Here is a 17,605-nt window from a genome sequence, read left to right as displayed (position 1 = left end):
TTAAAGCAACAATAACGCAAAAAAGGCTCAGTGCGTGCTTTTTAGCCATTCACAAAAAATATAGCGGTAATAACAACTATAAATTTACTAAATCTAAAAAATAAGCCTAATGTTGAATTAAGCGATACGGAGCACACACTCCTAGCCACTCTCACAATAATTTAAATAATTTATAGACCCGTTCGAAGGATTTTATTATGACAACATACACACGTGAAACCGATACTCTAGCAACACTTTGCCAATCTCAAGGTAGCGCATGGAAAGCCATTAACCCTGAATATGCAAGCCGCATGCGTTTGCAAAACCGCTTTCGTACAGGGATTGAAATTGCACAATACACCGCAGATGTAATGCGTGAAGATATGGCCGCTTACGATAAAGACACCAGCCAATACACACAGTCTTTAGGTTGTTGGCATGGTTTTACTGCGCAACAAATGATGATGGCAATAAAGCGTCATCAAAAAACAACTAAGCGCAGTTATGTTTACTTAAGTGGTTGGATGGTTGCTGCACTTCGCTCTGCATTTGGCCCGTTACCGGATCAAAGCATGCACGAAAAAACCTCAGTGCCTGCGCTTATTGAAGAGATTTATACGTTTTTAAAACAAGCCGATGCCCGTGAACTAGACCACTTATTTAATGATCTAGACGAAGCGAAAGCCAATGGCGGCGATGTGCAAGCGGTGCTTGATAAAATTGATAATTTTGAGACACATGTAGTGCCTATTATTGCCGATATTGATGCTGGTTTTGGTAACGAAGAAGCAACCTACCTACTTGCGAAAAAGATGATTGAAGCAGGTGCGTGTGCCATTCAAATAGAAAACCAAGTGTCTGACGCTAAACAATGTGGCCACCAAGCAGGTAAAGTAACTGTACCGCACGAAGATTTTTTAGCAAAAATTAACGCTGTACGTTACGCGTTTTTAGAACTCGGCATTGATAACGGTATTATTGTTGCGCGTACCGACTCATTAGGTGCAAGCCTTACGCAAAAAGTGCCTGTGTCACAAACGCCAGGAGACTTAGCTAGCCAGTACAACGCGTTTTTAGAAACCACACCTATTAACGGTGTAGATGATTTAAACGAAGGCGATACGGCAATGAAAATTAATGGCCAATTATGTAAGCCAACGCGTTTAGAAAACGGTTTATACCAGTTCCGCGAAGGCACTGAAAAAGACCGCGTAGTACTAGATTGTGTAACAAGCTTACAATCGGGCGCTGATTTATTGTGGATTGAAACTGAAAAACCACATGTTAAGCAAATTGCAGAGCTAGTAAATCGCGTTAAAGAGCAAGTACCTGACGCTAAGCTTGTTTATAACAATTCACCGTCATTCAACTGGACGCTTAAGTTCCGCGAGCAAGTGTACCAAGAGTGGCAAGAAGCGGGTCGCGATTTGAGCGCTTACCCAAGCCTAGGTGATAATAAAGGCCTAATGGCGCCAGAAATGGACGATACAGAGCTTGCTGCCGAAGCGGATGTATTAGTGCAAAACTTCCAGCGCGATGGTGCACGTGAAGCGGGTATTTTCCATCACTTAATTACACTGCCTACATACCATACGGCTGCACTAAGCACCGATATTTTATCAGAAGGTTACTTTGGTGATATGGGCATGCTTGCTTATGTACGTGATGTACAACGTCAAGAAATTCGCCGCGAGCAAGCCTCAGTTAAGCACCAAGATTTAGCTGGGTCTAATATTGGCGATACGCACAAAGAGTACTTCTCTGGTGAAAACGCACTTAAAGCCGGTGGTGAAGATAACACCATGAACCAGTTTTAACTTTTCTAGATAGTGTTACTCAAGGGCCGTAAGGCCCTTTTTTTGTTGTATTAATATAAATCAGGCTCGGCTAAATTTAGTTTGGATCACAATTTAACTAGGTAGATATTAAGTACAGCTATATGGCTGCTTTTTTACTGTAAAGCCGGTTTAAAGTGCAAAATCCCCCTTTTAAAAGGCTATTTTTAGCTGTTTTACTAAGTATAAGTAAAATAATAAACCGAAATTTTACTAACCTGGTGCCTTTATAAAACAATTTTTTACTAACTGAGTGCTTATAAACAGTGGCTCAAACCGATTTTTTACCAACTCAAGCAATTAAAATTGCAATAAACCGAAATTTTACTAACTGAAAAACGCCTAAGTCCGATATGGATAAGCTCAAAACTGTAAAGGGGGTTTACAGTTTTACATTAATTAACCTAAGCGTTGGTAATTACAAAAAAATAGCCACTTAGGTGTGGCTATTTTTAAACCTAAACACGGAGTTTATTTTTTGTTTGAGTGTTTATCAAACCACCATTGAATGTAGGCTACCTTAGTCATTAAATTAGAAGGGCGCGCCGTAATACCGTGTGATGCATTAGGAATACGCACCATGGCGGTATCAACACCTTGCAGCTTAAGGGCTTGATAAAACTGCTCTGTTTCAGAAATAGGGGTACGGTAATCTGCCTCCCCTGTTAAAAGCATAGTGGGCGTTGTTACGTTACCAACATAGCTAATAGGTGAGCGTTTCATATAGTGCTCAATATGTTCCCAAGGTTTACCTGGGAACCAGTAATCGGCAAAAAATGGATAAAAGTCGGCAGTTAGTACAAAGCTGATCCAATTAATAACGGGTTTAGCCACCACTGCTGCAGCAAACCTGTCGGTGTGCCCTACAATCCATGCGGTTAATACACCGCCGCCAGAGCCACCTGTTACAAATAATTTAGACTCATCAATAAAGCCTTTCGCTATTAGCGCATCAACGCCGGTCATTAAATCATCAAAATCGTTACTTGGGTAATTATGATGAATTGTTTGGGCAAACGTTTTACCGTATGAATCACTGCCTCGTGGATTCATGTATAAAACCACGTTCCCTTTGGCTGCAAACAATTGCACCTCGGTACTAAAGTGAGGGCCATAATTGGCCACAGGGCCGCCATGAATTTCTAAAACAAGTGGGTATTTTTTTGATTTATCAAACCCAGGAGGGTATGCAATCCAACCTTGAATTGGCAGCTGGTCGTGGCTCGATTTAAGCCAAATTTCTTCTACGTTGGCAAGTTCTTTATCGCCTAACGCATCGGCATTGAGTGTAGTGAGGCGACGAGCTTTGCCTCGTTTTATAGTGGCTATATCTGCAGGGCGCTGAGTATCGGCAAGTGTAAAAGCAATTTCGCCATCTTCGCTTACATCAAAATCGCCGCCCGAATAAGGACGACCAAACGCAACGCTACCTATTTGCTCGGTGAGCACTTTACGCTTACCACTGCGTGGTTGGTAGGCAAGGGCGGTTTGGCCTTCGTCTGCGTAGCTAAAGTAAACCCCTTTTGAATTGGCACTCCATTTAATTTGCCCCACACTTCTATCAAAATTAGGGGTTAGGCTTTTTGTATCGCCCGTTTTTAAATCACGAATATAAAGCTGCGTGTTTTCGTAATTGGTGCGTTTGTCATCATACCCTGTAAAGGCTAGGTAACGCCCATCGGGAGATACTTTAGGCTGATGGTCAGGGCCGTTTCTGTTGGTAATGGCAGCAATTTTTAAGGTGCTTAAATCAAGCTGGTATATTTCACTATTAGTGGGCTTTAGTTGATTTTGCTCATGCCGATTGGCCGAAAAATAAAGGCTGTTGCCGTTTTTACTAAAGCTCACTTCGCCGGCGTTATTAAACTCATCGTCTGTGAGCTGCTTTGCATTGCCGCCATTTGCATCTATTGCAAATAATTGGCTAAAGCCTTTTTGGCTATAACCGCCTCCGTCGGCGCGGTAGTATACATCGTCTATAAATTTAGCAGGTTCGGCCCATGTAGCGCCTTTAGGCTTGCCAGGTAAGTTAACAGGTGGTGCACTGCTACTTGGTACAAACATACTAAAAATAAGCTGCTGAGAGTCGGGATGCCAGGTAATTGCGCGTGGGCTGCTGGTTAGGTTACTAATTTTTGCTACAGCACCTGTTTTAAGCCACTTCATATAAATTTGACTGCTGCCATCGCGGTTAGATATAAATGCAAGGCGTTGCCCATCTGGCGATAGTACCGGGGAGTGATCCATATGCACGCCCGAGGTAAGCGGTTGCAGTTGTTTAGTTTTATAATCAACTGACCAAATATTACTGACTTTACGGTCCGTTTTTATATCCATACGGTTACGTACAAAGTACACCGTTTTACCATCGTCTGTTATATCAATTTGATTGGCGTATTCAAGATTAAACACATCTTGTAGTTGTAATGTGTTGTCCTTTGCAAAAGCTAACTGGTTACTACCAAGTAATAAACTGCTACTTAAACTAAGTGCTAAAAGCGTCTTCATTTGTATTCCCTGTTTGGTTTTTGTATATGTAGTTATATGTCAGTAGGGAAGGGATGAAAAGCGCGATGCGGTGAAACTATAATTTAATACCGGTTTAAGTAAAGCCTGGTTATTTTAGAGTAATAAATAGCGGGCTTACTGCGTTAATTTTTTTATATGCAGCGCCATGTATTACTGCGCTGTGTGACTTATGCTTTGTTACTGTGCTGTGTTGCTGGGCTATTTTTAAAGTGATATTAGGTTGTACATGATTGGCGCAAATGGAGGTTAAAGCTGTAAAGCCCCTTTACAGCTAAATAGTTTTTAAAGTAAAGCAAACACGCGTTTTGTAACTTGAGGCTTAATAACGAGTTAAAAGCAAAGTTAGGTTGCTGAAGCACACAGTGACTTAATTTCTTTAATAAGAGCTATACCGGCTGCGTTATCGCCATGTACGCACAAACTGTTGGCATTTAAGTTTAGGGTGTTTCCTGAACGAGTGGTTACACAACCATCGGTTAATAGCTGTTTTACTTGTGCTAAAAGTGCTGGCTTGTCGTGAACGCTGCCATCAAGGTGGCGAGATACTAAATGCCCTTCGTCTGTATATTGCCTATCAGCAAAGGCTTCTAAAATAAGATCTACACCTAAACTATTGGCGGCAAAGGTGTGTTTTGCAGAGTCTTTTGTGGCTAATAGCATAAGCTTTAATGGTGCAGGGTAGTGCGCTATGGCAGTAATAACAGTTTGTAAAATATGATCGTTTTTCATCATGTCGTTATATAAAGCACCATGTGGCTTAACATAGCTAAGTGTTAAGCCTTGTACTTTAGCCATGCCATCAAGGGCGGCAATTTGGTAATGTAAGCAATTGGTCAGTTCTTGCGCGCTAAGCGCCATAGAGCGCCTGCCAAAGCCTTGTTGGTCGGGGTAACTTGGATGCGCACCTATTTGTACATTGTGCTGCTTTGCTAAATACAACGTGTCGGCTATTACATCTGGGTCTCCACCATGAAAACCACACGCAATATTTGCCATATCAATATGAGGCATTACCTCATCATCTAATCCCATTTTCCATGCGCCAAAGCTTTCGCCTAAATCGCAATTCAGTTTCATTTTTTATCCCTTGTTATTATTATTTTATGGTAACTGGCAGTACGCCATGAGCGTGTGCATTGCCTAACAATACCTTAGCAAGCGCTGTAAACGCAGGCCCTGCAACAGCATTGTTTTTATCTGTATCTATATTATACGCATAAGAAGCAAGAACTGCATTAGCTCTGCTGCCAAACTGAGCTATGTCGTAGGGGGCACGTAAACTTATAAATATTGTTTTTTTATTCACTGATGCAGCTATATCCAATAAAGATGACAGCGCTTTAGGTTGCTCAGCGGTATTGAGTGCAAAGCGAGGGTCGTCTTTTAAATCATCCATTCCGCCAATCTCTACAGCACTTTGATTAGGCGTAGCGTTGCCTGCAATAACAACATCTGCATTTTTAATTAAGCTATGCGCCTTTACAGGGTCAAACCCTTGTAAACTACTGCAACTATATTTAAGCGCCGCATTACTTATAGCGCTAAGCGCTTGCTGCATGGCCATGCATTTTCGGGTATCGGGCATAATAATATGGATGTGTTGCCCTTTTCTTAAATTAAGAGGCAATGCATTATTGTTATTTTTAACCTCAGTAATAGCATTTACGGCAAGCTCAGCTTCTATTTTGCGATGTGCTTGAGAGCCAATAATATCTTTTGCTTTAGCCAAAGTGCTTAATGGGTCTAGCTGTGTGGTTAATTTAAATTTATTTTTTAAAGCGGTTATACGCGCAGCCGATTGAGCAACTTCGTCTTTACTGAGTTGTTTATTATTAACAGATGCGACTAATTCATCCATTAGTTTGTCGAGTGCGTTTAAATCAGCTGGTGTTCTGATCTCTATTGGCATAAGCGCTAGGTCAACGCCTGCTGCAAAGGTATTGATTACCGCTTGGGTTGGGGTGAAAAAATGACTAATGCCAGCCATATCTAAAGCGTCGGTTACCACCACACCTTGATAATTTAACTCCCCTCTTAAAATGTCAGTAATTATAGTACGCGACATAGTGGCGGGTTTTATCATGCTTTTGCCATCAACACTTACAAACGTACTATTATCGAGTTGTGGGTATTGAATATGCGCCGTCATAATCATGCCTGGGTTTTGCGTGGCAATTATGTGTTTAAAGGGAGCTAAGTCTTGTTGGTATATGTCTTCTTTGGAGTGATTTACTTGTGGTAACCCTGTGTGGCTGTCTACGTTGGTATCGCCGTGCCCTGGGAAATGCTTTAACGATGTAATAACGCCGTTGCTCTCAAATCCTGCCACTTGTGCTGCGCCTAATTTACTGACAAGCGCTGGGTTTTCGCCAAACGAGCGAACATTAATTACCGGGTTATCGGGGTTCATGTTTACATCTACCGTAGGGGCATAGTTAACATTAATACCTAACGAATTTAGCTCTTTAGCTATAACAGTGGCAGTTTGGGTTGCGTATTGAGTGCCATACTTTTTATAGGTTGCACCAATAGACATATTACCAGTAAATGAAGTGGCAACATCGCGAGGTAAACGCGCTACTCGGCCGCCTTCTTGGTCTATCGAAATAAATAATGGCAGCTTTGAACTTGATTTACTCGCCGCAGCTTGTAATTGGCTATTAAGGGTAATGGTTTGCTCAATAGATTGGGTGTTTTCAGAAAATAAAATTACACCACCAATATTATGCTTAGCAATGGCCGCTGCAAGTTCATCAGGTAGGGTAGTAACCGGTGTTCTGCATTGTTTGCTTGACCCTTGCTGACAAAAATAGCGTAAATCGAGAATTAGTTTTTGCCCCAATTGTTGTTCAAGAGACAGTGTAGGCTTAGCAAAAGAAGATTGTAATGGCATTAAACACCCAGATAAAAAAACAACAGACGAAATAAAGCATTTATTTAGCAAAACACACTCCAACGCTAAATAGATAAGTGGCAGTAGCTTATCTATTTTTGTGTACAACTGCAAAGTGCAGCTGTTTGTACACACAGGGTAAATTGTAAGGCGTGTATCATGGCTGAATACGTTTTATCTAAATGGTGAGTAGGTGTTAAATTAGCTGTACTCATTGCCGCCGTTTTAAAAACTAAAGATTAAATAGTTCATTGTTTTAATTGGCCAGTTAACTATTAAAGCCGCGCAGGGGTTAAGCTATAGGCTAGCCACGGGAGTTATTAAAGGCTAAGCACAAACACTATTTATTGCCTGCATTACTATAAAGGCTTGACATAAATAGTTAACTCTATATAGTAGGCCGCAGCTAGAAAGAAAGCATGTAATTTATAAATCTCCATTTCGTTGTTGTATAAGTAATACTTGTAGTACCGTCCTGAAGTTTTTAAGTACCATCTCATTTTTTGCTACACCCGCTCTTATGAGCATATTTTTTATTTTTATATCAGGATATTACAATGTCTAACATCGTATCAGGTACAGTTAAGTGGTTCAACGAGTCTAAAGGTTTTGGTTTCATCGAGCAAGAAAACGGCCCAGACGTTTTCGCACATTTCTCAGCAATCAAAAGCGAAGGTTTCAAAACTTTAGCTGAAGGCCAACGTGTAGAGTTCACTCTTTCACAAGGTCAAAAAGGTCCTCAAGCGGATAACATCACTCCGTTATAATTTTTACTTTTAAAGTGAAAATAAAAAAAAGCGCTTAAGGCGCTTTTTTTGTGTCTAAAATTTGACTGTAAAATAGCGCCATCTATCATTTAATAATATAAATTAATGTAGTGGTGCGGTTATTCTAAAACTCTTTCCTTTTATTGCTTGTTTCTTCTTTAGCACGTTTACTTATGCAAACCATTTTAAGTTAGTTATTTATACAGATCAGTTTGCACCTTATAATTTTATAAACGAGCACGGCCAACTTGTTGGCGCTAACTACGATATAGTCAACGCACTGTGTATTAAAGCAGAAGTAGAGTGCGACTTTAAAGTCATGCCTTGGAAGCGTGCCGCAATGCTTGTGCATAAAAAGCCTTATTCAGCCATTTTTTCAATGGCGCAACATACTAACCGAATTCCTTTATTTAATTGGCTTGGCCCGTTAACTACTGCACGAACTTATTTTTATAAGTTAAAAAGCCGTCCTGATGTCACTGTAAATACCCTTAACGACACCACTCTTTATTCGTTAGGCATGGTAAGGGGAGATATATATCAATCATTGGTCAAAAAAATAGGGTTTGTAAATGGGCAAAACTTAATGACGTTTGGTGAAGAGCAACAATATATTCAGCTTTTTATAAACAATAAAATAGATCTTATTTTAGGCTCGGAGCACGTTATTTATAACCAATTAAAGCCTTATAACGTGAGCTTACTTGATGTAGAGCAACTTACTGAGCTACCTGTAAGTAACGACCTTAAAGATAATTATTTAGCGTTTAATAAAGCGGTGCCGAAGCACATAGTAGAGCGCTTTCAACGCGCCTTTAAAGTGCTAAAACAAGAGCGCAGTCTCGATTCGTTCATAGCGCCATATAGCAATAATTAATCACTAAGCCCCTATTTTAGACTTCATTACTTCACTAATTAACGTAACTAAGCGTTAAAACTGCGCTTAAATAAGCAAGGTTTAGCTTAGGTGCTAGGGTAGCCCTTGGGTATTTTTAAGTGTGTAAAAGGCTTTTTGTAGCGCATTTATATAGCGCATATCGGTGTTTTTATTTGCTGCCAAATAGGCATCTACCTTGAGTTCTTCTACATTATATATGGCTTTAAATTGAGCGTCAGGGGTGGGTAAATACTGACTTATTTGATTTATTAGTTCGGGGTCATCAACAATTAAGTCTACTTTTTTGGCAACCAATAACGCATACGATTTTTGTATATCGGTGGTTAGCACAACCTCAAACCCCAAGTTGGTTAATATATCTGTAGAAAAGTCGTTACGTTGCATCGCTATTTTGTATTTTTTTGCTTCCTCAGTATTGTTAATAATTATGTCGTCACGCTCTTTAAGCGCAACAAAAGCAAGTTCAAAATGCGAGACTGGGCCTATCCAATGAAAGTTGTTTTCTCGCCCTTTGGTGCGCGCTATGGTGTAAATAAAGGTGTTTTGGATAGTGCTGGCAAGTCTAAATGCTCGCGCCCATGGGTACATTTGTATATCGGGCGTTAGGTTAGCCTTTGCAAAAATAGCCCTTATAAACTCAGTGCCTTTGCCTGTCACTTTTCCATCAACGAGTATTTGATCGGGCGGCGAGAGTTCCGTGACAACTAAAAGAGGGTCAGAGCTTGCGTAGCTATTAAAAAAAACAAACAACAATACTAATAAAAGTTTACGCATTTATATAAATCGACTTATCAACAGCGGCTATTTTATGAGTGTGCTTAAAGGTAGAGCATCAATAAAACAGTAGGTTACATTAGGATAAACCTAATTGTGGCCTAAAATTTATAATTTACCACTTTTCAATAATACAAATTTATCGCAAAAATATAAAAAGCCATGTGCGTATATGTACTTAAAGGTAAGAAAGAGAAAGTAGTTATTAAAAGGAAGAATATATTTATAAGGGCCCTAAAACGATAAAAGGGCCTTGCGGCCCTTGGTGAAGTATCGTTCAAGTCAAATAGTGCTTTAACCCCTTAAAGTACTATCTTCTTGTTTTGCAACACCGGTGTTCATCTCATTAAGTTTCTAAGCTAGCGAGAGGAAAAACCCAGCAATTGCTGCGCTCATAAGGTTAGCCATAGATCCTGCTAACACTGCTCTGAGCCCTAAGCGCGCGATATCCTTTCGCCGACTAGGCGCCATACCGCCTAATCCACCTAGTAAAATAGCTATCGACGATAGATTAGCAAACCCACACAAGGCAAATGTTACAATCGCTTGAGTGTGCGCACTTAACGTATCGCGATAATTTATAAAGTCTAAGTAAGCAACAAACTCATTTACTACTAACTTTTGACCAATAAAACTACCTGCTATGATTGCCTCATCCCATGGTACGCCAAGTAACCATGCAACAGGGGCAAATACATAACCTAAAATTTCTTGTAGCGTTAAAGTAGGATAGTCAAACCACCCTCCAATTCCGCCTAATAAGCCGTTTAATAACGCTATTAATGCTACGAAAGCTAATAGCATTGCGCCCACATTAAGCGCTAAATGCATGCCGTTAGCTGCGCCTGATGCTGCTGCATCAATAACATTAACTGGCTTGTCTTCATCGCTATCTAACTCTGCAAGCGTATCTTTAGGTGTTTCGGTCTCTGGCACAATCATTTTAGCCATTAAAAACCCACCAGGTGCAGCCATAAAGCTAGCGGCAATTAAATACTTAAGCTCTACACCAATAATTACGTAACCTGCCATTACAGAGCCTGCTACCGTGGCTAAGCCACCTACCATTACTGCAAACAACTCAGACTTAGTCATGGTTGCTATAAACGGCTTAACAATTAAGGGTGCTTCAGTTTGGCCTACAAATATATTAGCCGTTGCTGAGAGCGACTCTGTGCGAGAGGTTTTCAATAGTTTTTGTAAACCGCCGCCCAGAATTTTAATTATCCAATCCATAATGCCAATGTGGTAAAGCACAGCAACAAGTGCTGAGAAAAACACAATGACCGGTAAAACTTGAATAGCAAAAATAAAACCGAGTGTATCTTGCGAAGCAAGTGGGCCAAATAAAAACCCAATCCCGTCGTTTGCAAAGCTAATTACCGAAGAGACGGCACTAGACATACTTGCTAACACATTTTTACCTGCTTCAAAAAACAGTACAAACCCACCAATAACTACTTGCATAGCAAAGGCTATCGCTACGGTGCGTAAGTTTATTGCTTTACGATTAGTCGAAGCCGCAAAAGCAATACTTAGTAGTACAAACATGCCTACTAAGCTCATAAATGTTGTCATACAGATGTTTCCCGTTATTATTCTTGTAGTAAATACTTAATTTTACTTTTAATAATATCAATCGCAACGCGGTTCATTCCGCCTCGAGTCACAACCAAATCAGCGTTATGCTTTGAAGGCTCAATAAATTGATAAAACATCGGTCTAACAGTTGCTTGATATTGCTCAACAACAGATTGTAATGTTCTGCCTCTTTTTTCCATGTCTCGTTGCATACGACGCATTAAGCAAATATCAAGGGGTGTATCTATAAATACCTTAATATCAAATTCTTTATTAAGTGCTTTATCACTTAATAATAAAATACCTTCTACTATTAAAATTTTAGCTGCAGCAACGCGACGAGTTTCATCGCTTCGTGTGTGTTGTGCATAATCATAAGTAGGTACTTCGACAGAGTTACCACTACGAAGTTGAGTTAAATGTTCAAGCATTAACTCATGTTCAAATGCATCAGGATGGTCGTAGTTAGTTTGCGTACGGTGTTCCATAGGCAAATGCGACTGATCCTTGTAATAAGCATCTTCTTCAATAATGGCGATAGCGCCTGGTTCAAGCTCATTAACCAACTCATTGTAAATAGTTTGGCTAAAAAGAGATTTGCCCGACGCTGATGCGCCAGCAATAGCTATAATAGTTCGTGTCACTAAAGTTCTCACCCACACAGAAAGGAAAAGTTGTTTGGTTGATCACAATAGCAAAAAAGACACGAATAATCTCTTTTGCTTTGCTTAAGAACGCAAATTTATAATGTTTAGCTTTTATGAAACAGGACTTATGTCCTGTACGGAAAATTCGATCAGCGGATAAAGTAACCACCTAGAAGCAAAGTGAGGTCAACATGGCAAGAGCAATCATCTTAATGGCAGACAGCCTAGGTATAGGCGCAGCACCCGATGCAGACAAATTTGGTGATGTTGGAGCAAATACACTCGCCCACTTATTAAAAGCATACCACGACGAAACGGGTAAAGCGTTATCGTTACCTAATTTATCTAAATTAGGTTTAATCGATGCCTGTGAGGCAGCGGGCGGTGAAACGTGTTTAGTTTCTGAGCGTCAAGCATCGCAAGGTGCATGGGGTTATGCAAAAGAGCTTTCAAGCGGTAAAGATACGCCATCAGGGCACTGGGAAATGGCCGGCGTACCTGTGTTATTTGATTGGGGCTACTTCCCTAAAACACAGCCGAGTTTTCCACAAGAATTTGTAGACGAATTTATAGCCGCTACCGGTATACCTGGCATTTTAGGCAACTGCCATGCATCAGGCACTACCATATTAGAGCAGCTAGGCGAAGAGCACGTAAAATCAGGCAAACCAATTTGTTACACCTCTGCAGATAGTGTGTTTCAAATTGCCGCACACGAAGAGTCTTTTGGCCTTGAGCGCCTTTACGAAGTGTGTGAAATTGCCCGCGAATTACTTGATAAACTAAATATAGGCCGTGTTATTGCTAGGCCATTTTTAGGCACAAGCAACGCAGATTTTGCCCGTACTGGTAATCGTCGCGATTATTCAGTATTGCCGCCAGCACCGACCCTATTAGATGTTCTATCTAAACACGGCGGTGAAGTAATAAGCATTGGTAAAATTGCAGATATATATGCACACCAAGGCATTACCCAAAAACACAAAGCCCCAGGGCTGATGAATTTGCTTGAAAAAAGCAGCGAAGTATTAGCAAGTGCGCCAGATAACAGCTTAATTTTTACCAATTTAGTTGATTTTGACGAAAAGTTTGGCCACCGTCGCAACCCAGTTGGTTATGCAAAAGCGTTAAAAGAATTTGACGATTACTTACCAACTATACTAAACCAATTAAATGCAGATGACGTGTTAATGATCACTGCAGATCACGGCTGTGACCCAACCTTTCCAGGTTCAGAGCACACCCGCGAATATGTACCAGTTATAGCTTATCAACCGGGCATGCAAAATACCCCGCTTGGCGAGCGCAATAGCTTTGCAGATATAGGCCAAACCCTTGCACAGTGGTTTAACTTACCTGCACTTGAATACGGTGACGGCTTTTTAAATAAGCTAAACGCGCCTAAATAAAAAGGAAAACAATTAATGAGTACTCCGCATATTAGTGCAAACGTTGGTGACTTCGCTGAAACAGTATTAATGCCGGGCGATCCGCTTCGTGCACAATACATTGCTGAAAACTTTTTAGATGATGCAGTACAAGTAACAGGCGTACGTAACATGTACGGCTTTACAGGCACATATAAAGGTAAACCTGTAAGTATTATGGGTTCGGGCATGGGCATACCATCTATGTCTATTTATGCGCGTGAGTTAATTGTAAGCTTTGGCGTTAAAAATATTATTCGTATTGGTACCTGTGGTGGTATTGGTACAGATATTAAAATTCGCGACGTAATTTTTGCACAAGGCGCAAGCACCGACTCAAACGTAAACCGTGCACGCGTTCGTGGTTATGATTTTTCAGCAATTGCTAACTTTGACCTACTTTTAAACGGTGTTAACGCCGCTAAAGACCTAGGCATTAAAGCAAAAGTAGGTAACGTATTTACTACCGATACCTTCTACCAAGCTGACGACACATTCTACAAAGACCTAGATAAACTAGGTGTACTAGCTGTAGATATGGAAACAGCAGGTTTATATGGTGTAGCTGCAGAGTATGGTGCTAACGCAATGGCACTATTTACCGTAAGTGATCACGTGATCACCGGTGAAGCAACACCTGCAGATGAGCGCCAAAGCACATTTAACGAAATGGTTAAAATTGCTTTAGAGTCTATTTAATAAACGCAATTTTATTAAATTAGCAAACAGTTCCTTGGTAACGTATTCACTAAGTTTTGGAGACACGCCCAAAGTGAAGTGAGACTAAACCCCCAAAGCCGCATTTTATGCGGCTTTTTTTATACCTATAAAAGCGCTGCTTTTAAAGCGCCAGCAAGCTGCACAGCACGAGCTAACCGCGTAGCTGGGGTTAATCTCGCGTTTGGTATTAATCTTTTTCGCGGTATAAAGCCGCTGCTACTCATCTTCTTTAAACAAACCAATATAACACCCAAAGTAAAAGCATTACGTTTAAAAAGTCACTACACCCAGTGTCACTCTTACTAAGTTAATGCTAGTGTATAAATTACAACCATTTATTGTTTTTGTTGTTTAACCGTTAAGCTATGGAGTTGACTATGTCTAACTGGGTAGATGCAACCGTAAAAAAAGTAACATGGTGGAGCGATACACTTTTCAGCCTGGTAGTAAACGCAAGCGTAGAGCCATTTAAAGCGGGGCAGTTTACTAAGCTCTCGATTATGGAGGGCGATAAACGAATTGCTCGGGCATACTCTTATGTAAACGGGCCTAATAACCCCGATTTAGAATTTTACCTTATCAATGTAGAGAGCGGCTTATTATCGCCTAGATTGGCGCAATTAAAACCAGGCGACACTGTATTAATAGAGCAACGTGCCACAGGCTTTTTTACCTTAGACGAAATACCGCCAAGCGAGCAGTTATGGATGCTAAGTACAGGCACTGTAATAGGGCCGTTTTTATCTATTTTGCAGCAACAAGAGGTATGGCAAAAATACACACAGATTAATTTAGTGCACGGCGTACGTTTTAATGCCGATTTAAGCTATCAAAATTTAATACACACCCTAATAAACACACACCCTACGCAACTTAACTACATTCCGGTTGTAAGCCGTGAGGAGCCACAGCAAGGCCTGAAAGGTCGTATAACTACAGCAATTCAAAACGGCGAGCTATTTAGTAAAGCCTCTAGAACCCCAAGCCCGAGTAATTCGCAATTTATGATTTGCGGTAACCCACAAATGGTAAAAGACACCACACAGTTACTTTTAGACAAAAACTTTAAACGAAATCGTCGCAGAGACCCAGGGCACATAACGGTTGAGCAGTATTGGTAAAGTGTATAACAATCATTTAATTGCTACCCGAAAACGCTCAAATTTGTTATGTTGCAGCATTAACAGCGTTATATGTTCATATTAGGAAAGTTATGAAATCGTTATCTATTATTTTTGCTTCGCTTATTGCCACTGTTGCCCTGATCAGTTATGCAGCAGAGCAAACCGAAGAGACTCAAGAAGAGCAAAAAAGTACCGAGCAAGCGTCAAGCTCTACTCAAGCCAGCAATTCACCAACAAAAGCAAAAGATGAAAAGTTAAACACGCTTGAGTACCAAGCCCCAGAGCTTAAAACGCCAACAGTAGATACTACTAAACCTGACGACTCAAAAGTACTGGGTAGCGAAACCCCAAAACCGGTAGAAAAACCAAAAAACAAAGTAGAAAAAGCAGCAGCTGTGGCTGAGGCAGAAAAAGCGGTAACGCAAGCCAAAGAGGCATTAACCGCTAAGCAGCAAGCTAAAGCTAAGCAATCTCGCGAGTCGCTTGCTGTTGTAGAGCAATTAGTAGAAGCCTATAACGCACGTAATATTGAACAATTTATTCGTATGTACGATGAAGATGTAGAGTTTTATATTTTTCCTAATGAGCTATTATTTAAAGGAAAAGAAAAACTAATAGCCCGTTATGGCTTAATGTTTAAAAAATTAAAGTGCATTAATAGCTCGCCAATAAAGCGTATTGTGCACGGCGACATAGTAATAGACCACGAACTATCAGAAACCTGTTCAACAGACGAAAACGTGGTAGATAAACGCTCTGAGTTAGTATCGAGCTACCAAATAAAAGACGGAAAAATAATCCGCGTATTATTTTTTAGATAATTATAAAAGGCATACTATGCAGTTAGCAGACGACAAAAAAATTCGCTTAATGTACCGCGTTGAGCCAGGGTGTTTAGGGCCGCAGGGCGCAGAACACATAGAAGACTTTTGTCGTTATGCTAATAAGCATATTAAATCACCTTATTACGGGCAATTTTTGTTTTTACCACGTTTTGATAAACAAAAAGATGAGCGTCAATACAGCGTAAAAAACCGCAACCTATCGCGAGTACAAGCCAAGGCCTATTTAAACCATTTTGAAATTGATATAGATACCTTCGAAGAGCAACTCGACGAACTCCTCACCAAAGCCATCGATTTATACTTTAAACGATAATTATAAACGCCTGAATACAAGTTTTACCCTGTAGCTAATTTTGCCTGTATACGCCTAGTTTGCTCACCTTAGAAGCGCAGCTTCTCACTAATTGCACCACAGAAGGCATTTCGCGCTACACAGAGAAAACAGGCATTGGTGAGTTACTTCTTTGTGGTGAGATAATCACTTTTAAGACGTGTCTACAGAATAGGGTTTATCGTGTAGCAGCGAGTTTACCTCGCGTTTTATATTAAACTTTTTCGCGGCATAAAGCCGCTGCTACTGCTATTGTGGGCTTCGCACTTTACGCCAATAACGCGCCTACAAAACTCTAGCTACCCGCTACTATGGTATTAAAGCTGTCGTTGTCGTGTAGGCTAGCAAATGCACTTTCGTGTAGTAGCTCATTACGTAAGTTTGGCGAGTATTCAAGGGCCATTTTTATATCGGCTAATGCATCGGCATGTTTGTGTGTAAGTGCATACGCACACGCACGCTGCCAGTAGGCATAGCCGTAGTCGCTATCTATATCAATGGCTTGGTTACATAACTCAATGGCTTTGGCGGTTTCGTTTAGCTCTAATAATGCATCGGCTTTATAGGCAATGGCTTCTACATCTTCTGGCTTACGTTTTAAAATTTCGTCAAATATTTCTATTTTGTTTGCAAAGTCGCTTTCTAGGTTTGCGCGCATCCATAACGAGTGCACCTCGTTAGTGACCGATATACGCTCTTGGTTACTGAGTATTTCTTCTGAGCGTACACGCAGTTTTTCTTCAAGAATTTTTAAGCGATCTTCGTACTCGTCAGTGATCACACTGACACGCGTATTTACAATGTCTTCTACTTTATTTTTAACATCGCGCAGCGAGTTCCAGCCTACTAAAACCAAAATAGAGGCCGTAGCAGTAATAATAAAAAACACGTTATTAATAGTGTCGGTGGTGTAAATAAGCGCTCTGTCGGCGGTATCTAACTGGGCGTGTGTAACTTGTTTTGTTACATCTTCGCGTAATTGTTGTTGGTCTTGGCGAACGGCTTTTAACTCATCAAGAATATAGCGTTCTAAAAGCGGTTTATACATGGGCTCATTTAATTGCGCTAACGCTTGTTGCTGTTGCTCTTCTGTTGGTGCAGCAGATTCTTGGGCATTAACAGTATTTAAAAGCGAAACAAAACAAACAAATAGAATAGTTATATAAAAACGCATGGGTACGCCTAGTTAATTATTAGTGACTAATCGCACTTTAACATGCAAGGCTTATTGGCACTAGGGCGTGTTGGCTTT

General features: G+C 40.5%; 15 protein-coding genes. 8 read left to right on the top strand and 7 right to left on the bottom strand.

Annotated elements, in window-relative coordinates; translation table 11 throughout:
* The first annotated feature begins 197 nt into the window (after nucleotides 1–197).
* The gene (locus tag PSH50_RS17245; RefSeq protein WP_004587182.1) at nucleotides 198–1,799 is read left to right on the top strand and encodes an isocitrate lyase; all 1,602 of its coding nucleotides are present in this window, start codon (nucleotides 198–200) and stop codon (nucleotides 1,797–1,799) included.
* A 489-nt stretch (nucleotides 1,800–2,288) separates the two neighbouring features.
* Here the strand turns inward: PSH50_RS17245 and PSH50_RS17240 are convergent, their stop codons facing one another.
* From PSH50_RS17240 to PSH50_RS17230, 3 genes are all read right to left on the bottom strand, one after another.
* Nucleotides 2,289–4,325 carry a S9 family peptidase gene (locus PSH50_RS17240; RefSeq protein WP_273609879.1) on the bottom strand — a complete coding sequence of 679 codons (2,037 nt, stop codon included), beginning with the start codon at nucleotides 4,323–4,325 and terminating at the stop codon, nucleotides 2,289–2,291.
* A gap of 363 nt (nucleotides 4,326–4,688) precedes the next feature.
* Nucleotides 4,689–5,423, bottom strand: a complete 735-nt coding sequence (locus PSH50_RS17235) for a 5-oxoprolinase subunit PxpA (protein ID WP_054982061.1) — start codon at nucleotides 5,421–5,423, stop codon at nucleotides 4,689–4,691.
* A gap of 19 nt (nucleotides 5,424–5,442) precedes the next feature.
* Complete coding sequence (locus PSH50_RS17230) at nucleotides 5,443–7,239, bottom strand: glycoside hydrolase family 3 protein (RefSeq protein WP_273609878.1); 1,797 nt, start codon at nucleotides 7,237–7,239, stop codon at nucleotides 5,443–5,445.
* Between the two features lie 557 nt (nucleotides 7,240–7,796).
* Here PSH50_RS17230 and PSH50_RS17225 point away from each other — a divergent pair.
* Nucleotides 7,797–8,006 carry a cold-shock protein gene (locus tag PSH50_RS17225; protein WP_004587186.1) on the top strand — a complete coding sequence of 70 codons (210 nt, stop codon included), beginning with the start codon at nucleotides 7,797–7,799 and terminating at the stop codon, nucleotides 8,004–8,006.
* 121 nt (nucleotides 8,007–8,127) lie between these two features.
* Nucleotides 8,128–8,883, top strand: coding sequence for a transporter substrate-binding domain-containing protein (locus PSH50_RS17220; protein ID WP_337946903.1), 756 nt, complete (start codon nucleotides 8,128–8,130; stop codon nucleotides 8,881–8,883).
* 93 nt (nucleotides 8,884–8,976) lie between these two features.
* Here PSH50_RS17220 and PSH50_RS17215 read toward each other — a convergent pair whose 3' ends face one another.
* The 3 genes from PSH50_RS17215 to udk form a co-directional block, all read right to left on the bottom strand.
* Nucleotides 8,977–9,678, bottom strand: coding sequence for an ABC transporter substrate-binding protein (locus PSH50_RS17215; protein WP_273609877.1), 702 nt, complete (start codon nucleotides 9,676–9,678; stop codon nucleotides 8,977–8,979).
* Between the two features lie 354 nt (nucleotides 9,679–10,032).
* The gene (locus PSH50_RS17210) at nucleotides 10,033–11,256 is read right to left on the bottom strand and encodes a NupC/NupG family nucleoside CNT transporter (RefSeq protein WP_055013477.1); all 1,224 of its coding nucleotides are present in this window, start codon (nucleotides 11,254–11,256) and stop codon (nucleotides 10,033–10,035) included.
* 17 nt (nucleotides 11,257–11,273) lie between these two features.
* Nucleotides 11,274–11,903, bottom strand: coding sequence for a uridine kinase (gene udk, locus PSH50_RS17205; protein WP_004587190.1), 630 nt, complete (start codon nucleotides 11,901–11,903; stop codon nucleotides 11,274–11,276).
* Nucleotides 11,904–12,097: 194 nt separating this feature from the next.
* Here udk and PSH50_RS17200 point away from each other — a divergent pair, with 194 nt between their 5' ends.
* From PSH50_RS17200 to PSH50_RS17180, 5 genes are all read left to right on the top strand, one after another.
* Nucleotides 12,098–13,315: a phosphopentomutase gene (locus tag PSH50_RS17200; protein ID WP_096042662.1), complete on the top strand. Its 1,218-nt coding sequence runs from the start codon at nucleotides 12,098–12,100 to the stop codon at nucleotides 13,313–13,315.
* Nucleotides 13,316–13,330: 15 nt separating this feature from the next.
* Nucleotides 13,331–14,032, top strand: a complete 702-nt coding sequence (gene deoD / locus PSH50_RS17195; protein ID WP_004587192.1) for a purine-nucleoside phosphorylase — start codon at nucleotides 13,331–13,333, stop codon at nucleotides 14,030–14,032.
* 398 nt (nucleotides 14,033–14,430) lie between these two features.
* Nucleotides 14,431–15,174 carry a ferredoxin--NADP reductase gene (locus tag PSH50_RS17190; protein ID WP_273609876.1) on the top strand — a complete coding sequence of 248 codons (744 nt, stop codon included), beginning with the start codon at nucleotides 14,431–14,433 and terminating at the stop codon, nucleotides 15,172–15,174.
* A gap of 92 nt (nucleotides 15,175–15,266) precedes the next feature.
* Nucleotides 15,267–15,998 (top strand): nuclear transport factor 2 family protein, encoded by a 732-nt coding sequence (locus tag PSH50_RS17185; protein WP_029773547.1) that lies wholly within the window; start codon nucleotides 15,267–15,269, stop codon nucleotides 15,996–15,998.
* Between the two features lie 16 nt (nucleotides 15,999–16,014).
* Nucleotides 16,015–16,335: a hypothetical protein gene (locus PSH50_RS17180; protein ID WP_248444208.1), complete on the top strand. Its 321-nt coding sequence runs from the start codon at nucleotides 16,015–16,017 to the stop codon at nucleotides 16,333–16,335.
* 313 nt (nucleotides 16,336–16,648) lie between these two features.
* On the opposite strand, the gene PSH50_RS17175 is transcribed toward PSH50_RS17180, so the two are convergent.
* On the bottom strand, nucleotides 16,649–17,527 hold the full coding sequence (locus tag PSH50_RS17175; protein ID WP_024032988.1) for a tetratricopeptide repeat protein: 879 nt from the start codon (nucleotides 17,525–17,527) through the stop codon (nucleotides 16,649–16,651).
* Nucleotides 17,528–17,605 lie beyond the last annotated feature (78 nt).

Origin of the sequence: Pseudoalteromonas sp. Angola-7 (assembly GCF_028599255.1) — a bacterium.
GTDB lineage: Bacteria > Pseudomonadota > Gammaproteobacteria > Enterobacterales > Alteromonadaceae > Pseudoalteromonas > Pseudoalteromonas atlantica.
This window is presented reverse-complemented; position numbering and strand designations above follow the sequence as displayed.

Coding starts and splice junctions, on each gene's coding strand:
- PSH50_RS17235 (WP_054982061.1), bottom strand. CDS start 5,423: ATGAAACTGAATTGCGATTTAGGCGAAAGCTTTGGCGCATGGAAAATG.
- PSH50_RS17185 (WP_029773547.1), top strand. CDS start 15,267: ATGAAATCGTTATCTATTATTTTTGCTTCGCTTATTGCCACTGTTGCC.
- deoD (WP_004587192.1), top strand. CDS start 13,331: ATGAGTACTCCGCATATTAGTGCAAACGTTGGTGACTTCGCTGAAACA.
- PSH50_RS17230 (WP_273609878.1), bottom strand. CDS start 7,239: ATGCCATTACAATCTTCTTTTGCTAAGCCTACACTGTCTCTTGAACAA.
- PSH50_RS17245 (WP_004587182.1), top strand. CDS start 198: ATGACAACATACACACGTGAAACCGATACTCTAGCAACACTTTGCCAA.
- PSH50_RS17215 (WP_273609877.1), bottom strand. CDS start 9,678: ATGCGTAAACTTTTATTAGTATTGTTGTTTGTTTTTTTTAATAGCTAC.
- PSH50_RS17240 (WP_273609879.1), bottom strand. CDS start 4,325: ATGAAGACGCTTTTAGCACTTAGTTTAAGTAGCAGTTTATTACTTGGT.
- PSH50_RS17225 (WP_004587186.1), top strand. CDS start 7,797: ATGTCTAACATCGTATCAGGTACAGTTAAGTGGTTCAACGAGTCTAAA.
- PSH50_RS17180 (WP_248444208.1), top strand. CDS start 16,015: ATGCAGTTAGCAGACGACAAAAAAATTCGCTTAATGTACCGCGTTGAG.
- PSH50_RS17210 (WP_055013477.1), bottom strand. CDS start 11,256: ATGACAACATTTATGAGCTTAGTAGGCATGTTTGTACTACTAAGTATT.
- PSH50_RS17175 (WP_024032988.1), bottom strand. CDS start 17,527: ATGCGTTTTTATATAACTATTCTATTTGTTTGTTTTGTTTCGCTTTTA.
- PSH50_RS17200 (WP_096042662.1), top strand. CDS start 12,098: ATGGCAAGAGCAATCATCTTAATGGCAGACAGCCTAGGTATAGGCGCA.
- PSH50_RS17190 (WP_273609876.1), top strand. CDS start 14,431: ATGTCTAACTGGGTAGATGCAACCGTAAAAAAAGTAACATGGTGGAGC.